At 70.2% G+C, this 15,788-nt stretch carries 14 protein-coding genes; 11 read left to right on the top strand and 3 right to left on the bottom strand.

The window, feature by feature from the left end; translation table 11 throughout:
* Window positions 1-121 precede the first annotated feature (121 nt).
* The 11 genes from WA967_RS00465 to WA967_RS00415 all read left to right on the top strand — a co-directional run bounded on the left by WA967_RS00465 (window position 122) and on the right by WA967_RS00415 (window position 11,661).
* The gene (locus WA967_RS00465) at window positions 122-1,831 is read left to right on the top strand and encodes an MDR family MFS transporter (RefSeq protein WP_424418908.1); all 1,710 of its coding nucleotides are present in this window, start codon (window positions 122-124) and stop codon (window positions 1,829-1,831) included.
* Between the two features lies 1 nt (window position 1,832).
* Entirely contained in the window at window positions 1,833-2,273 is a 441-nt protein-coding gene (locus WA967_RS00460; RefSeq protein WP_417555058.1) for a MarR family winged helix-turn-helix transcriptional regulator, read from the top strand.
* A gap of 302 nt (window positions 2,274-2,575) precedes the next feature.
* On the top strand, window positions 2,576-3,730 hold the full coding sequence (locus WA967_RS00455) for a Gfo/Idh/MocA family protein (RefSeq protein WP_424418907.1): 1,155 nt from the start codon (window positions 2,576-2,578) through the stop codon (window positions 3,728-3,730).
* Window positions 3,730-4,890 (top strand): dihydrodipicolinate synthase family protein, encoded by a 1,161-nt coding sequence (locus WA967_RS00450; RefSeq protein ID WP_424418905.1) that lies wholly within the window; start codon window positions 3,730-3,732, stop codon window positions 4,888-4,890. Before WA967_RS00455 ends, WA967_RS00450 begins: the two co-directional genes overlap by 1 nt.
* Window positions 4,887-5,825, top strand: coding sequence for a sugar phosphate isomerase/epimerase family protein (locus WA967_RS00445; protein WP_424418903.1), 939 nt, complete (start codon window positions 4,887-4,889; stop codon window positions 5,823-5,825). The genes WA967_RS00450 and WA967_RS00445 overlap by 4 nt, the downstream gene beginning before the upstream one ends.
* Before the next feature lie 15 nt (window positions 5,826-5,840).
* Entirely contained in the window at window positions 5,841-6,599 is a 759-nt protein-coding gene (locus tag WA967_RS00440) for a sugar phosphate isomerase/epimerase family protein (protein ID WP_424418901.1), read from the top strand.
* Between the two features lie 9 nt (window positions 6,600-6,608).
* Window positions 6,609-7,616, top strand: coding sequence for a LacI family DNA-binding transcriptional regulator (locus WA967_RS00435; RefSeq protein WP_424418899.1), 1,008 nt, complete (start codon window positions 6,609-6,611; stop codon window positions 7,614-7,616).
* Window positions 7,617-7,666: 50 nt separating this feature from the next.
* A complete protein-coding gene (locus WA967_RS00430) occupies window positions 7,667-8,767 on the top strand; it encodes a glycerate kinase (protein WP_424418897.1) in 1,101 nt (366 codons plus the stop codon).
* A gap of 112 nt (window positions 8,768-8,879) precedes the next feature.
* Window positions 8,880-9,731 (top strand): ABC transporter permease, encoded by an 852-nt coding sequence (locus WA967_RS00425; RefSeq protein ID WP_424418895.1) that lies wholly within the window; start codon window positions 8,880-8,882, stop codon window positions 9,729-9,731.
* Between the two features lie 56 nt (window positions 9,732-9,787).
* Window positions 9,788-10,828, top strand: coding sequence for an ABC transporter substrate-binding protein (locus WA967_RS00420; protein WP_424418893.1), 1,041 nt, complete (start codon window positions 9,788-9,790; stop codon window positions 10,826-10,828).
* A gap of 53 nt (window positions 10,829-10,881) precedes the next feature.
* Window positions 10,882-11,661, top strand: a complete 780-nt coding sequence (locus WA967_RS00415; protein WP_424418891.1) for an ABC transporter ATP-binding protein — start codon at window positions 10,882-10,884, stop codon at window positions 11,659-11,661.
* 34 nt (window positions 11,662-11,695) lie between these two features.
* On the opposite strand, the gene WA967_RS00410 is transcribed toward WA967_RS00415, so the two are convergent.
* Genes WA967_RS00410 through WA967_RS00400 form a run of 3 tightly spaced genes read right to left on the bottom strand, consistent with a single transcriptional unit; the run spans window position 11,696 to window position 15,563 of the window.
* Window positions 11,696-12,775, bottom strand: coding sequence for an acyl-CoA dehydrogenase (locus WA967_RS00410; protein ID WP_424418889.1), 1,080 nt, complete (start codon window positions 12,773-12,775; stop codon window positions 11,696-11,698).
* On the bottom strand, window positions 12,772-13,605 hold the full coding sequence (locus tag WA967_RS00405) for an ABC transporter permease (protein ID WP_424418887.1): 834 nt from the start codon (window positions 13,603-13,605) through the stop codon (window positions 12,772-12,774). The genes WA967_RS00410 and WA967_RS00405 overlap by 4 nt, the downstream gene beginning before the upstream one ends.
* Window positions 13,602-15,563: an ABC transporter substrate-binding protein gene (locus tag WA967_RS00400; protein ID WP_424418885.1), complete on the bottom strand. Its 1,962-nt coding sequence runs from the start codon at window positions 15,561-15,563 to the stop codon at window positions 13,602-13,604. The genes WA967_RS00405 and WA967_RS00400 overlap by 4 nt, the downstream gene beginning before the upstream one ends.
* Between the last annotated feature and the right edge of the window lie 225 nt (window positions 15,564-15,788).

Genomic DNA, 15,788 nt, shown 5'->3' with positions numbered 1-15,788 from the left:
CGCGCACGGCATCCATCCCGGGAATAGTTGACCATCCCCAACAGTTGAGGAATATCAACTAACAATGTATCGTTGACGCAGATCAACTATTCGTACAGGAGAGATCCCACCCTTGAGCTCCATGACATCCTCCGCCGGCGCCACGCGCTCGGCTCGCGAGGTCTTCACTGCGATCTCCGGCCTCATCGTCGGCATGTTCGTCGCCGTGCTGTCCGGCACGGTCGTCTCGACCTCCCTTCCCGTCATCGTCGCCGACCTCGGCGGCACCCAGGCCCAGTACACCTGGGTCATCACCGCGAGCCTGCTGGCCACCGCGGTGACCACTCCGATCTGGGGCAAGCTGGCCGACCTGGTCGACCGCAAGATCCTCGTGCAGCTCTCGCTGATCCTGTTCACCGCGGGAACGGTCGCGGCCGGCTTCTCGCAGGACATCAACATGCTCATCGCCATGCGCGTGGTGCAGGGGCTCGGCGTCGGCGGCCTCATGTCCCTGGTCATGGTCGCCGTCGCTCTCATCATCTCCCCGCGAGAGCGCGGCAAGTACATGGGCGTCGTCGGCGGCATCATGGCGCTCGCCACCATCGGCGGACCGCTGCTGGGCGGCTTCCTCACCGACGCGTTCGGATGGCGCTCCAACTTCTGGGTCGGCGTGCCCTTCGCGATCGTGGCGCTGGTCCTGCTGCAGGTCACCCTGCACCTGCCCAAGCCGCAGGACGTCAAGGTCTCCATCGACTACCTCGGCATCGTGCTGCTGTCGGTCGGCGTCTCGGGCCTGCTGATCTGGGTGTCCATGGGCGGCGACCAGTTCGAGTGGGACTCCGTCACCAGCTACGTGCTGGCCATCGGCTCCGGCATCCTGCTGCTCGCATTCGTGCTGGTCGAGGTTTTCGTCACCGAGCCCCTCATCCCGATGTCGCTGTTCCTGGGCCGCACCTTCACGTTGTCGGTCGTCGCGTCGATCGCCATCGGCGTGTCGATGTTCGCGACCTCGGTGTTCCTCGCGCAGTACTTCCAGTTGGCCCGTGGCGCCACACCGACCGAATCGGGTCTGATGACGATCCCGATAATCGTCGGCCAGATGGGCGCGTCGATCATCATCGGCCAGCTGGTCAGCCGCTACGGCAAGTGGAAGGGCTGGATGATGCTGGGCTCGGTGCTCGCGCTCGTCGGCGTCACCATGATGGCCACGCTGCGCTTCGACACCCCGTTCATCCTCGTCGCGATCTACATGTTCATCCTCGGCGCGGGCCTGGGCATGGTGATGCAGAACCTCACCCTGATCGTGCAGAACGACACCCCGCCGCAGCAGCTGGGCGCCGCGTCCTCGGGCGTGAACTTCTTCCGCACCATCGCCGGCACCATCGGCGTGACGATCATGGGCTCGATCCTGGCCACCAACGTCAAGAAGTACATCATCGACGGGTTCGCGGGCTTCAAGCCGGCCTCGCCGAAGGACCTGGCCGCGCTGAAGGCGCTGGACTCCGGCAACGTCCCGAAGATGTCCGACCTTCCCGACAGCATCCGCAACATCGTCGAGGCGGCGTACGGGCATGGCATCGCGGATGCGTTCCTGGTCGCCGTGCCGCTGGCCGTGATCGGCATCCTGGCCATCGCGTTCATCGCCAACAAGCCGCTGTCGACCAAGAACTCCGCCGAGCAGCTGCGCGCCAACGCCGAGGAGTCGGCCATCGAGGTCGCCGAGGCCGAAGTGGGCGCCGCGACCGGCAGCATCCGCATCGTAGAATCTGAGGGTGCCGAGACGGCCTCGTCCTCGGTGCTGCTGCTGGAGCGCGACGACGACCGCGCGGATGATGAGGACCCGGTGCGCTGACATGGTCGACACGCAGACCGCTGACGACATGCTCGCGGACTTCCAGGCTCATCTGAACCTGATCTTCGCGCGTGCCAAGGCGCTCTGGAAGGAGTCCGCCGCGCGCGTGCACCCCGACCTGCAGCCGTCGGGCTACAAGCTGCTGGCGTACATCGCCCGCAATGGCGACACGCACGCGCACCAGCTCGCCGACCTGTTCGACCTGGACAAGTCGGCCGTCAGCCGTCAGACGCGGATGCTGGAGGAGTTCGGCCTGCTGAGCTCCCGCCCTGACGAGCGCGACGGGCGCCTGCGCGTGCTGGCTGCCACACCGCAGGCCTGCGAGGTGCTGGCCGAGCTGCGAGCCGAGAACGCCGACCGGATGCGCTCGGTGCTCGCCGAGCTCACCCCCGAAGAGGTGCACGCGGCCTCGAAGGTGTTCCATCTGCTCGCCGAGGCCTGATCGCCGGCATCCGCTCGGCTTCCGGCATCCGCCCGGCTCCCGGCATCCGCCCGGCTCCCGGCATCCGCTCGGCTTCCGGCGTCTGGCATTCTCGCCCCTGCCCACCGTCGCCGCCCCTGCCCATCGCCCCCGCCCCTGCTCAGTTCCGCGACTGAGCAGGGGCGGCGGCGTTCAGCAGGGGCGGTGTTCGTTCTCGTCTCCGGATGCCGCCTCTTGCGTTCGGCGCGACAACCTGATTCACTATGGGAAAGCGCTTACCCATGAACGGTGCGCAACAGCTTCCCGAGCAGAACGGAAACAGAATGGCGAACGTGCGCGAGATCGGCATCATCATGAACGGCGTCTCCGGGCGCATGGGCTACCGGCAGCACCTGGTGCGCTCGATCCTCGCGATCCGCGACCAGGGCGGTATCGAGCTGCCCGACGGTTCCAAGGTCACGGTCAAGCCTCTGCTGGTCGGTCGCAACGAGGAGAAGCTCGCCGAGATCGCGGCGAAGCACGGCATCCAGGACTGGACCACCGACCTCGACGCAGCGCTCGCCGATCCGCAGTGGGAGATCTACGCGGACTTCCTGGTGACGAAGGCGCGCGCCACCGCCATCCGCAAGGCCATCGCCGCCGGCAAGGCCATCTACACCGAGAAGCCGACGGCCGAGTCGCTCGACGAGGCGATGGAACTGGCGCGCCTGGCGAAGAGCGCCGGCGTGAAGACCGGCGTCGTGCACGACAAGCTCTACCTGCCGGGCCTGCAGAAGCTCAAGCGCCTGGTCGACTCCGGGTTCTTCGGCCGCATCCTCTCCGTGCGCGGCGAGTTCGGGTACTGGGTGTTCGAGGGCGACTGGCAGCCCGCCCAGCGCCCCAGCTGGAACTATCGCACGGAGGACGGCGGCGGCATCATCACCGACATGTTCCCGCACTGGAACTACGTGCTGGAGAACCTGTTCGGCGAGGTGAAGAGCGTGTACGCGCAGGCAGCCGTGCACATCGCCGACCGCTGGGACGAGAAGGGCGAGCACTACAACGCCACGGCCGAGGACGCCGCCTACGGCATCTTCGAGCTGGAGGGCGGCATCATCGCCGAGATCAACTCGTCGTGGACCGTGCGCGTGAACCGCGATGAGCTCGTCGAGTTCCAGGTCGACGGCACGCACGGCTCGGCCGTGGTGGGGCTGTTCGGCTGCCGGATCCAGCCGCGCAACGCCACACCCAAGCCGGTGTGGAACCCCGACATCGAGGACACCCACGACTACGACGCCGACTGGCAGGAGGTGCCCACGAACGACGTGTTCCTCAACGGCTTCCGTCAGCAGTGGGAGGAGTACCTCGCGTCGTACGTGCTCGGCACCGAGTACCCCTTCGACCTGCTGGCCGGCGCCCGCGGCGTGCAGTTCGCCGAGGCGGGACTCGCCTCCAGCGCCGGGGGCCGCAAGGTCGCGATCGAGAAGCTGTCGCTCTGATGACGACGCTGCGCCTGCTCTCGGCATCCGGTGAACTGTCGGGTGCCGTGCTGAACGACTCCGGCGGATACACGCGGCCCACCGCGCCGTTGCGGAGTCGCGTGGCCTACGCGGCCGCGCACGTCGTGCCCGTCGTGTGGGGCGACAACACCCCCGGGCGGCCCGCCGAGATCGACTGGGACTCGACGCTGGCGTTCCGCCGCAGCGTGTACTCATGGGGACTGGGCGTGGCGGATGCGATGGACACGGCCCAGCGCAACATGGGCCTGGATGCCGCGGCGACCCGCGAACTCATCTCCCGCAGCGCTCAGGTGGCGCGCGAGGAGGGCGGGTCGGTGGTGGTCGGCGTGAACACCGACCATGTTCTCGAGGAGGTCATCTCTCTCGACCAGGTGATCGACGCGTACAAGTCCCAGCTGCACTTCGCCGAGGAACAGGGCGCAGGGCCCGTGCTGATGGCCTCCCGTCACCTGGCGCGCGTCGCGACGAGCGCCGACGACTACCGTCGCGTGTACCGTTCGGTGCTGCAGTCGGCCACGACGCCCGTGGTGCTGCACTGGCTGGGCACGGCGTTCGACCCCGCTCTCTCGGGCTACTTCGGGGCATCCGACTGGCAGACCGCATCGAGCGTGCTGCTGGAGATCATCGACGAGAACCCCGGCAGGGTCGCGGGCGTGAAGATGAGCCTGCTGAACGCCGAGAGCGAGATCTCGGTGCGCGAGCGCCTGCCCCAGGGCGTGCGCATGTTCACCGGCGACGACTTCAACTACGTCTCGCTGATCGGGGACTCGGATGCCGGGTACTCTGACGCCCTGCTGGGCGCGTTCGCCGCGATCACGCCGGTCGCGTCGGCCGCGATCCAGGCGCTGGATGCCGGTGACGCGGCCGGCTACCGGCGGATCCTCGGCCCCACCGAGGAGCTCAGCCGTCAGGTGTTCGCCGCTCCCACGTTCTACTACAAGACCGGCGTCGCGTTCCTGGCCTGGCTGAACGGCCACCAGCCGGCGTTCCAGATGGTGGGCGGACTGCACTCCGCGCGCAGCCTGCCGCACCTCTCGCGCATCGTCGAGCTGGCCAACGCCTCGCTGGCGCTGGAGGATCCGGAGCTGGCGCAGGAGCGCTGGCACGGCATGCTGGCCCAGAACGGAGTAGACGCATGACCGCGGAAGTGAACGGCCCTTCGACGAGCTCGGGGACCCACTCCGAGGACGCTGGCTCGCGGAGCCCGTCGAAGCGTCGTGGCGACCGACTGTCCCTGAACCAGGCCACGATCAAGCACGCGGATCTCGCGACCGCGCTGCGGGTGACGGCGGATGCGGGCATCCGCTCGATCGGGCTGTGGCGCGAGCCGGTGAACGAGGTCGGCCTCGAGACGGCGGCGCGGATGCTGGCCGATTCCGGCCTGCGCTTCTCCAGCCACTGTCGCGGCGGCTTCTTCACGCTGCCCGAGGGACTCGAGCGCATCGCCGCGCTGGACGAGAACCGCCGCGCCATCGAGGAGACCGCGACGCTGGCCGCTGCAGGGGCCGATGGCTCCGCCGCCGTGCTCGTGCTGGTCGCCGGCGGGCTGCCCGAGGGGTCGCGCGACCTCACCGGCGCCCGCGAGCGCGTGCGCGATGCTCTCGGCCTTCTCGCCGACGATGCCGAGCAGGCCGGGGTGACCCTCGCGCTCGAGCCCCTGCATCCGATGTACGCCTCCGACCGGGCCGTGATCTCCACCCTCGGCCAGGCGCTCGAGATCGCCGCCGACTTCAATCCCGCGGTGGTGGGCGCCGTCGTCGACACCTTCCACATCTGGTGGGATCCGCAGGCTCTGGAGCAGATCGCCCGAGCCGGGCGCGAGGGCCGCATCGCCAGCTACCAGGTGTGCGACTGGAAGACCCCGCTGCCGGCCGACGTGCTGCTCTCGCGGCACTATCCGGGCGAGGGCGTGATCGACTTCGCCTCGCTCACCCGGGCTGTGACGGATGCTGGCTACACCGGCGACGTCGAGGTGGAGCTCTTCAACGCCGACATCTGGGCCGCCCCCTACGCCGACGTCGCAGCCCGCACCGTCGCGTCGTTCGCCGAGTGCGTCGCACCCCACCTCTCCTGACGGCAGGATGAAGGGATGATCATGCGACCAGGGCTGTGCTCGGTGACGTTCCGGGGGCTCGCACCGGAGGAGATCGTGGCGCTCGCTGCCGACGCGCAGCTCGAGGTGATCGAGTGGGGCGGCGACGTGCACGTGCCGCCCGGCGACGTCGAGCGTGCGGTGCGGGTCGCGCACGCGACGACGGATGCCGGACTCGCGGTCTGCTCGTACGGCTCGTACTTCCGCGCCGGCGCCGACGAGCCGCTCACCCCGATCCTGGATTCCGCGCAGGCGCTCGGCGCCGACCGGGTGCGCGTCTGGGCGGGCCGCGTCGATTCCGCCGATGCGACGCCCGAGCAGTATGCGCAGATCGCCTCCCGGCTGCGAGATGCCGCGGATGAGGCCTTCGAGCGCGGCATCCGCCTGGCGTTGGAGTACCACCGCGGCACGATCGCCGACGACCCGGATGCCGTGCTGCGGCTGTTGGCCGATGTGCCCGCGCTGTCGACCTATTGGCAGCCCTCGGTCGGCGCGGAGGATGCGCAGGCCCTCGCCGAGTTCGACGCCGTCGCCGAGCACACCACCGCGGTGCACGTGTTCTCGTGGTGGCCGGCCGGTGAGCGCCTGCGCCTGCACGAGCGCGAGGTGCTGTGGCGGAGGCTGTGCTCGGCGGCATCCGCTCTGCAGTCCCCGCCCCAAGACGCCCTGCTGGAGTTCGTGCCCGACGACGACCCCGGACTGCTCCTCGCCGAGGCGGCCACGCTGCGCCGGTGGCTGTCGCAGGCCGATCGGTAGGCTCGACGCATGACCACTGATGCCACGCGCACCACCGCTCCCACCCTGCACGATGTCGCACGGGTCGCGGGCGTGTCGCTGGCGACGGCGTCGCGGGTGCTGAACGGGTCCGATCGCAAGGTCGCCGAGTCGTTCCGGGAGCGCGTCGCGAAGGCGGCCGACGAGCTGGGCTACATCCCCAACATCTCCGCCCAGGCCATCGCCCGCGGCACCTCGCAGGTCATCGCGCTGCTGGTCGCCGACATCGCCGACCCGTACTTCGGGCTGATCGCCTCGGGCGTCGCACGCGGCGCCGACGAGGAGGGGCTCATCGTCACCGTCGCGATCACCGAGCGCGAGCCCGCCCGCGAGACCCGCATCCTGCACGCCCTGCGCGGGCAGCGTCCGCGCGGCGTGATCCTGGCTGCATCGCGGGCGGGAGAGCGCGACGCATCGGCGCTCGACGAGCTCGGCGCCTTCCGCAACCTGGGCAGCCGCACGGTCACGTTCGGGGCCGGCGGCGACCGCAGCATCGTGATCGACAACCGCGCGGGCGCCGAGGCGCTCGGACGCGAAATGGCCGAGCTCGGCTACCGGCGCGCGATCGCGATCGGCGCGGCCGCGGGGGTGAAGACCAGTGACGACCGCCTCGCCGGCTTCACCGCCGGCTTCGGGGTCGGCTTCGAGCGCGTGCACCGGGGCACCTTCCACCGCGAATCGGGAGCAGCGTCGATGACGGATGCGCTGGCCGCGGGCGTGGATGCCGGGACGCTGGTCTTCGCGCTCAGCGACGTGGTCGCCGTCGGCGCGATGACCGCGATCAGGGATGCCGGACGCTCGGTCGGCGCCGACATCGCCGTGTGCGGGTTCGACGACGTGCCCGTGAGCCGTGACGTCACACCGCGGCTCACCACCGTGCGCGTGCCGCTGAGCGAGCTCGGCTACCAGGCGTTCCGCGCCACCGTCGACGCCGACTGGCAGCAGCCCGCACTGTCGCTCGAGGTCGTCGTGCGCGACAGCACCCCGCGGGTCGCCTGATGGCGGTGGGCTCCTGATGAGGGTGGTCTTCTGATGGCGGTGGGCTCCTGATGCGAGTGGTCTTCGCGCCGGACAGCTTCAAGGGCACCATCACCGCGGCGGATGCCGCGCGAGCGCTGGCCGCCGGGTGGCGCGAGAGGGACCCGGCGGCCGATCTTGTGCTGCGGCCCATGGCCGACGGCGGCGAAGGAACGGTGGCGGCGTTCGAGGCGGCGGTTCCCGGAGCGCAGCGGATGCCGGTCACTGTCGACGGGCCTGCGGGAAGGCCCGTCGACGCGTCGTGGCTGCTGCTGCCGGCATCCCACGACGCACCGCACGGCACAGCCGTGATCGACCTGGCGTCGACCTCCGGGATCGAACTGCTCGACGAGCTGCGCCCGTGGGACGCCGATTCGTCCGGCTTCGGGCAGGCCATCGCCGCCGCCCTCGAGCACGGCGTCTCCCGGCTGGTGCTGGGCATCGGCTCGAGCGCCTCCACCGACGGCGGCACCGGGATGCTGCGTGCGCTCGGCGCGCGGTTCGTATCCGTCGACGGAACCGAGGCCGTCCCCGGCGCACGCGGGCTGGCCTCCATCGCGCGCGTCGACCTCCGCAGCCTGCGCACCGCCCCCGAGACCCTCGTGCTCAGCGACGTCACCAACCCGTTCACCGGCCCGCGCGGCACGGCGGCCGTGTTCGGCCCGCAGAAGGGGCTGACGGATGCCGCCGATCGGGCGGCCGTCGATGCGTCGCTGGTGCGCCTCGCCGGCCTCCTCGGCCTGGACCCTGCGACTCCCGGCGCCGGCGCGGCCGGAGGCGTCGGCGCCGCACTGGTGGCCTGGGGCGCCCGGCTGCTGCCCGGTGCGGGGGAGGTCGCGCGGCTCATCGGCCTGTCCGGCGCGATCACCGGAGCCGACGTGGTCGTGACCGGCGAGGGTTCCTACGACGGCCAGTCCAGCGATGGCAAGGTGCCGTCGTTCGTCGCATCCGTCGCTGCGGATGCCGGCGCCAGAGCCGCGCTCGCCGCCGGCCGCATCGCCGCCGATTCCGACACCTCGCTGTTCACGGCAGCGGTCTCCCTGACCGAGCTGGCCGGCTCTGCGGCATCCGCCCTGTCCGACACGGCCCGCTGGCTGCGCGCAGCCGGGCGGACGCTCGCCGAGCGCGCCTGACGCCAGCGCGTGCAGTCCGGATTGACACCCCTCCGACCGCGACATAGACTCGGACCATCACTCGGGAATACGCTTTCCCATCCATCCCCGGACGAAGGAGTCGAGGAGCCGCATGTCGTCATCCCAGAACGCCACCATGGCGATGGCACTCGCCCAGGCGCCGCGCGAACAGCACCGCATCGTGCGCTGGTGGGCCCGCAGCTGGCATCCGATCGTCTTCGGGATCGTCGTGCTGGTCGTCTGGTGGCTCGTCACCGCGCTCAAGCTCGTCAAGCCGTTCATCATCCCCTCGCCGGGCGACACCTGGAGGGCGTTCGCCGACAACGTCCCATACCTCATGCAGCAGACGTGGGTGACCACTTACGAGACCCTGGTCGGTTTCGTGATCGCTGTCATCGTCGGCCTGTTCGTCGCCGTCGTCATGGTCTACTCGCGGGGTCTCGAGCAGACCCTGTACCCGGTCATCCTGTTCGCGCAGGTCATCCCGAAGATCGCGATCGCCCCGCTGTTCATCGTCTGGCTGGGGTTCGGGATGGAGCCGAAGATCCTGGTCGCCGTGCTGATGGCGTTCTTCCCGGTCGTGATCTCGGGCCTGGCAGGGCTCCGCACGGTCGACCCCGAGATCCTGCAGCTGACCTCGACGATGGGCGCCGGTCGCTGGCGCACCTTCACCAAGGTGCGCCTGCCCGCGGCGCTCCCCGAGCTGCTGTCGGGCCTGAAGGTCGCCGCCACGCTGGCCGTCACCGGTGCGGTGGTCGGCGAGTTCGTCGGTGCCAACGAGGGCCTCGGCTACGTGATCCTGCAGGCCAATGGCAATCTCGACACCGCCATGCTGTTCGCGGCGCTGATCATCATGTCGCTGATGGGCGTCCTGCTGTTCGCGATCATCCAGGTCGCCGAGAAGTTCCTCATCCCGTGGCACGCCTCCAAGCGGGATGTCGGCGCGGCCACGGTCCGCCTCTGATCCACTCCCAAGACCACTCCCCAGCACCACCCGAAACCCCACTAGGAGAACTACTGATGAAGAAGTCAGCATCCATCCTCGGCACCCTCGCCGTCGTCACGGCATCTGCTCTCGCCCTCGTCGGATGCGGATCGTCCGCGCCGTCGAGCGACAGCAGCGCCCCCGCGAAGGGCGAGAAGCAGGTCACCGACGTGACGCTCATGCTCAACTGGTACCCCTACGGCGAGCACGCGCCGTTCTACTACGGGGTCGAGAAGGGCATCTTCAAGGACCACGGCATCAACCTGACCATCAAGGCCGGCCAGGGCTCCACGAAGACCGCGCAGGCCGTCGGCCAGAAGCAGGTCGACTTCGGCTGGGCCGACACCCCCGCCGTGCTCGCCAACATCGACAAGGGTGTCGCGATCAAGAGCGTCGGCGTCTTCCTGCAGACCACCCCCTCGGCTGTGCAGGTGTTCGCCGACTCGGGCATCAAGGAGCCCAAGGACCTCAAGGGCAAGACCATCGCCGTCTCGGCCGGCGACGCTCCCACCACGACGTTCCCGATGTACCTCGACGCGGTCGGGCTCGAGGAGTCCGACGTCAAGCAGCAGAACCTCGACCCGGCCGGCAAGATCGCCGCCGTGCTCTCCGGCCAGGTGGACGGCCTGATCGGCTTCGCCCACGACCAGGGTCCGACCATCGCGGCCAAGAGCGGTAAGAAGATGCGCTACCTGCGCTACTCCGACGCCGGGCTGAACTTCTACAGCAACGGCCTGATCGCCCCCACCGACACCATCGAGCAGAAGCCCGAGCTGGTGAAGGAGCTCGTCGCCGCCACGTCCGAGGCGTTCGCCGCCGCCGTGGAGGACCCCGAGGCCGCCGTCGCGTCCATGACCGGCAAGGACCCGCAGATGCCGGCGAAGGATGTGCTGCTGGACCAGTGGACCGAGACCATCAAGCTGCTGAGCACCAAGGCCACCGAGGGCGAGGCCCCGGGCGTGAACGCCACCTCGGACTGGCAGGCCACCCTGGACGTGCTGGGCAAGGCCGGCCTGATCTCCGGTGACGGCACCGTGGACACGTACTACGACGCGTCCTTCGCACCCGGCAAGTGACCCCACTCCCGGCAGCTGAACCGAACCGACCGCACGAGCAGGAGAACACGCACATGACGCAGACGAGCGCGGCGCTGGAGATCACCGACGTCTCGATCACCTTCGCCTCCAAGCGCGGCACGGTGACGGCACTGGACGGCGTCGACCTGAACGTGCAGGCCGGTGAGTTCATCACGATCGCGGGGCCTTCGGGCTGCGGCAAGTCGACCCTGCTCAAGGCCGTCGCCGGCCTCACCCTGCCGAGCTGCGGCAGGGTGAGGCTGAACGGCGAGGATGTGACGGGTCCCCGCCAGGACATCGGCTACGTCTTCCAGCGCGCAGCGCTGCTGGAGTGGCGCAGTGTGCGCGGCAACATCCTGCTGCAGGCCGAGATGCGCGGCATGGACATGAAGAAGGCCAACGCGCGGGCCGACGAGCTGATCGAGATGACCGGCCTGACCGGCTTCGAGAAGGCGCTGCCGCACGAGCTCTCCGGCGGCATGCAGCAGCGCGTGTCGCTGTGCCGCGCGCTGCTGCACGAGCCGCGCGTACTGCTGATGGATGAGCCGTTCGGCGCGCTGGACGCACTGACCCGCGAGAAGATGAACGTCGAGCTCAACCGCATCTGGTCGCAGACCGGCACGACGGTGCTGCTGGTCACGCACTCGGTGGCCGAGGCCGTGTACCTCGCCAGCAGGGTGGTCGTGATGAGCCCGCGGCCGGGCCGCATCCTCGAGGAGCACACGGTCGACCTGCCCGCCGAGCGGGGTTACGCGGAGGTGCTGGCGACGCCGGAGTTCACCCGGATCTCCACCCGCGTGCGCGAGCTGCTGGGCTCGCCGGGCGGGGACTGAGCCGCGCTGCGGTGACTGAGCCGCACCGCGGTGCTCAGATCGAGTAGTAGTCGGCCGGGTGATCGCCGAACTGCTCGAGCTCGCGCAGCAGCTGCACCTCGCTGGGCGACTGCACCGGCAGGAAGGCGGCCTCGCGCAGACGGCGGTTGGTGGCGGATGCCGTGAGATACCCGCGCCCGCCGGTCAGCGCCGCCTCCTGACCCGTGGCCGCCTGCGCCAGCCGTGCGGCGTCGAATCGCAGGCGCGTGACGGCATGCGCGTCGGTCGCGGAGACAGCGGATGCCGCCAGGCGCAGCTCACCGGACAGCTGCCGGTGCTCGTCCTCCAGCCGGCGCTGGAAGCCCGACAACACACCGTTGGCACCCTCCAGTCGCGCGGCCGCCTCGGCCAGCGCTCGTCGCGCGAGGCCCAGGCACAGCGCGGTCTGCAGCAGGTAGTGGGTGGCGCGCTGGTCGGCGGCGGCCTGCAGCGAGGTCGCGAGAACGGCATCCGCGCTCACGGGCACATCGTTCAGCAGCAGCATGGCCGAGCGGGTGGCGTCCAGAGCCAGCAGACCCTCGACCGGACGCGTGGTGAAGCCCTCGGCCCCGACCCGCACGGCCAGCAGCACCCGCTCGTCGTCCACACGCGCGGGCAGGATCACCAGCGTGCCGAGCGCGATGTTCGAGGCCCACGCGATGCGGCCGGACACCCGGTACCCGCCCTCGCCATCGGGCACGGCCACCGTCGGCACGGTGCCGAGTCCCGCTGACTCCTGCAGCGCGGTCGCCATCGCGATCGACCCGGCCAGGCGGCCGGAGACCAGATCGGACAGCAGCGAGTCGCGATCGGGAAGGGACGACGCCCGCACGTACTCCGTCACCATGCGCTGCGCCCACAGCGAGAACGCCGTGCTCATGCACTCCCCGGCCACCGCGCAGAGCAGCTCAGCAGCATCCGACACATCATCATCCGCACGCTGCACGCCCAGCCCCAGCGCGCCCAGCGAACCGTACCCGGCGAGGGTCTCGGCCAACGACGGCGCTGTGCCGCCGTCCACAGCGGCGGCAGCATCCGCCGCCCGCCGCGCCGCGGCCTCGATCACAGAACCGGCCTCGATCACGGAACCGCTCATGCCTGTGACTCCCTCGCGTCGACCAGCCGGTGCAGCCCGCGCAGGATGCGGTCGAGCAGGAAGCCCAGCACCCCGATCGCGAACATGGTCGCGGCCAGTCCCGAGTAGTCGATGTTGTCGCGAGCGTTGAGGATGGCGTAGCCCAAGCCGTTGGGCACGCCGAGCATCTCGGCCGGCACCAGCACCACCCATGAGATGCCCAGCGCCACCCGGCTGGAGCCGACGATGGGGGAGGTCAGCGCCGGCAGCGCCGTGGAGCGGAACGCCTCCCACCGCGTGGCGCCCAGTGAGCGGGCCACCTTGCGCAGGCCCGGATCCAGCGCCCGCACGCCGGCGGCCACGCCCAGCACGATCGGCCACACCGCCGCCAGTGCCACCAGGGCGATGACCGCTCCGGTGCCGGCGCCCAGCAGCACGATCGCCAGCGGCGCCCACGCCAGCGGAGAGGTCATGCGCAGGAACTGCACGACCGGGTTCACGGCATCCTCCGCCGTGCGACGCGAGCCGAACAGGATGCCCAGCGGCACGCCGATCACGATCGCGATGCCGAGCCCTGCCAGCAGTCGCCACAGCGACACGGTTATCGCGTCGAGGAACGACGGGTCGACGACCAGGCCTGCCAGCGCCTGCAGCGTGTCGGCCGGTCCCATCTTCGACACGACCGGGTTGGCCGCCAGCACCACGTCGGCCAGCAGCCACCACAGCACGACGGTCACGACCAGCACCGCCAACCGAAGCAGGATGCGGTGCAGCACGGCGTCCCGCGCCGGGGGAGCGGATGCCGGTGGCGCCGCCACAGTGATCTCGGGCGCTTCTGCGATGACGGTCATGGCTGCACCTGCTCCTCCCTGGTCGCCGCGGCGCCGAAGGCGGCGAGGCCGCCTGAGGCGTCGACGGCCCTGCTGTTGATGCGCGTGGCGACGAGGTCGGCGTGCACCTCAGCCGGTTCGATCCGGCCGAGCCAGGCGGTGTCGGCATCGATGGCGGTCAGCCGCATCTGCCGCACCAGCTCCTCGGTGTAGCTGGGGTACGCGTAGGGCTGGAACCCGATCCGCGGCTGATCCCACTCCGGATGCTGCACGGCGCCGTCATCGACGTACTCGTGGTCGTCGTGCTCGACGAGCACCTTCGCGATGGCCGCGGGCGCCTGCGGCAGATACCCGCCGGCGGACAGCCGCTCGGCCGCCGCCTTCCGGTCCTTGCGGATCCGCAGTTGCGCGGCCACCACGGCATCCGCCGCGCGCTGCGCGAGATCCGGGCTGTTCTCGACCAGATCCTCGCGCACCACGGTCACGCAGCATGCGTGCTCGCGCCACACATCCCCGGTGAACCGCAGGATGCGGCCGATGCCCTGCACCTCGGCCACCGCGCAGAACGGCTCGGCGACGATGTAGCCCGACACCGACCCCGCGCCCAGGGCGGTGGGCATGTCGGCGGGCGCCAGCACCACCAGCTGCACGGTGCCCGCTGCGGCGGCCGGCTTCTGGTTGATCACGGCGGTCAGGCCCGCATCCCGCAGAAGCTGCTGCAGCACGACGTTGTGGATCGAATACCAGCCCGGCACGGCGACGGTGGTGCCCGCCAGCTGCGCGACGTCGGTGATGTGCGGGGCGACGGTGATCGCCGAGCCGTTCACGTGGTTCCAGGCCAGCACCTTCACGGGCACCTTCGCCTCGTACCGCAGCTGCATGGCGGCCGGCATCAGCAGGTGCACGATGTCGACGCTGCCGGACTGCAGTGCCTCGACCAGCGGCGCCCAGCCGCGGAACAGGGTGGGCTTCGGGGTCTGGATACCGCGCTGCGCGAACTCCCCGCCGTCATGCGCGAGCAGCAGGGGAGCCGCGTCCGTGATGGGCAGGTAGCCGATGCGCAGCGTATCGGACTTCTTCTTCGCCTGGCTCGGTGCGGCAGTGGCGTCGGCGGGACGGTTCAGCGCGCCCGCCACGACCGGCAGCGCCACCAGCGCGCCGGCGCCCGCCAGGGTGAGGAACTCGCGTCGCGTGCGGTCACGACGAGCGGATGCCGGAATCTCGGCCTGCTGGTCGTCCGCAGCCTCGGGGATGTCGTCTGCGAAGCGCGCCAGCAGCTCGGATTCGAGCCCGACGCGGTCGTCGCCCGCATCGAGGATCTGCAGCCCGCGGCGTCCGGTGCGCAGCACCGCCACCCGGTCGCCGAGCAGCGCGGCTTCGGCCAGGTCATGCGTGACCAGCACCGTGGTCAGCCCGCGCTGGTCGTGCACGCGACGCAGCCACGCCTGCGCGTCAGCGCGGGTCAGCGGATCCAGTGCCGAGAACGGCTCGTCCAGCAGCAGCAGAGTGGGGTGCGCGGCCACGGCGCGCGCGATGGTCACGCGCTGCGCCTGGCCGCCGGAGAGCTGATCGGGGTAGCGTCCCGCAAGGGCGCCGATGCCGAGGTCGAGGAGGAGCGCGGCGATGCTCTCGTCAGCGCCCGCGGTTCCGGCATCCGATCCGCGGTTCGCACGGTACTCCAGGCCGAGCCGCACGTTCTCGGCGGCCGTGCGCCAGGGCAGCAGGTGCGGCTGCTGGAACACCGTACGGGTGGAGCCACCGGCATCCTCCGGCCTGCGCACCGACCCGGATGCCGGCTCGATGAGCCCGGACAGCAGCGAGAGCAGCGTGGACTTGCCCGCACCCGACGGACCGACCACGGTCAGCAGCTCACCGCGACCCAGCGTGAGGTCGATGCCGTCCAGCACGCGGTTGCCGCCGCGCACGACGCAGGCGGACCGCACCTCGACGATCGCGTTGTGCGGATCGGACTCGGTCATGATGCTCCAGACGCCAGGGATGTGGGGCGAGCGTAGCAAGCAGACAGACTTGTCTGTAGATGTATGTCGACACATTTCACCGGCCGATGAGCGGGATGCCGTGAACGGCGCGCGAGACGGCGGTCGTGCGCGCTGCGGCTCCGTCACAGATCGGGGGCCGACACGCCAGATCGGGGGTCGTTCTCGCAGGATTCGTCCGCAATGTGGCGTGTCGGCCACCCAAGT

This window comes from Microbacterium sp. (genome assembly GCF_049650565.1).
GTDB lineage: Bacteria > Actinomycetota > Actinomycetes > Actinomycetales > Microbacteriaceae > Microbacterium.
The sequence above is the reverse complement of the archived record's forward strand: the minus strand, read 5'-3'. Positions and strand labels throughout refer to the sequence as shown.

Coding starts and splice junctions, on each gene's coding strand:
- WA967_RS00465 (WP_424418908.1), top strand. CDS start 122: ATGACATCCTCCGCCGGCGCCACGCGCTCGGCTCGCGAGGTCTTCACT.
- WA967_RS00460 (WP_417555058.1), top strand. CDS start 1,833: ATGGTCGACACGCAGACCGCTGACGACATGCTCGCGGACTTCCAGGCT.
- WA967_RS00455 (WP_424418907.1), top strand. CDS start 2,576: ATGGCGAACGTGCGCGAGATCGGCATCATCATGAACGGCGTCTCCGGG.
- WA967_RS00450 (WP_424418905.1), top strand. CDS start 3,730: ATGACGACGCTGCGCCTGCTCTCGGCATCCGGTGAACTGTCGGGTGCC.
- WA967_RS00445 (WP_424418903.1), top strand. CDS start 4,887: ATGACCGCGGAAGTGAACGGCCCTTCGACGAGCTCGGGGACCCACTCC.
- WA967_RS00440 (WP_424418901.1), top strand. CDS start 5,841: ATGATCATGCGACCAGGGCTGTGCTCGGTGACGTTCCGGGGGCTCGCA.
- WA967_RS00435 (WP_424418899.1), top strand. CDS start 6,609: ATGACCACTGATGCCACGCGCACCACCGCTCCCACCCTGCACGATGTC.
- WA967_RS00430 (WP_424418897.1), top strand. CDS start 7,667: ATGCGAGTGGTCTTCGCGCCGGACAGCTTCAAGGGCACCATCACCGCG.
- WA967_RS00425 (WP_424418895.1), top strand. CDS start 8,880: ATGTCGTCATCCCAGAACGCCACCATGGCGATGGCACTCGCCCAGGCG.
- WA967_RS00420 (WP_424418893.1), top strand. CDS start 9,788: ATGAAGAAGTCAGCATCCATCCTCGGCACCCTCGCCGTCGTCACGGCA.
- WA967_RS00415 (WP_424418891.1), top strand. CDS start 10,882: ATGACGCAGACGAGCGCGGCGCTGGAGATCACCGACGTCTCGATCACC.
- WA967_RS00410 (WP_424418889.1), bottom strand. CDS start 12,775: ATGAGCGGTTCCGTGATCGAGGCCGGTTCTGTGATCGAGGCCGCGGCG.
- WA967_RS00405 (WP_424418887.1), bottom strand. CDS start 13,605: ATGACCGTCATCGCAGAAGCGCCCGAGATCACTGTGGCGGCGCCACCG.
- WA967_RS00400 (WP_424418885.1), bottom strand. CDS start 15,563: ATGACCGAGTCCGATCCGCACAACGCGATCGTCGAGGTGCGGTCCGCC.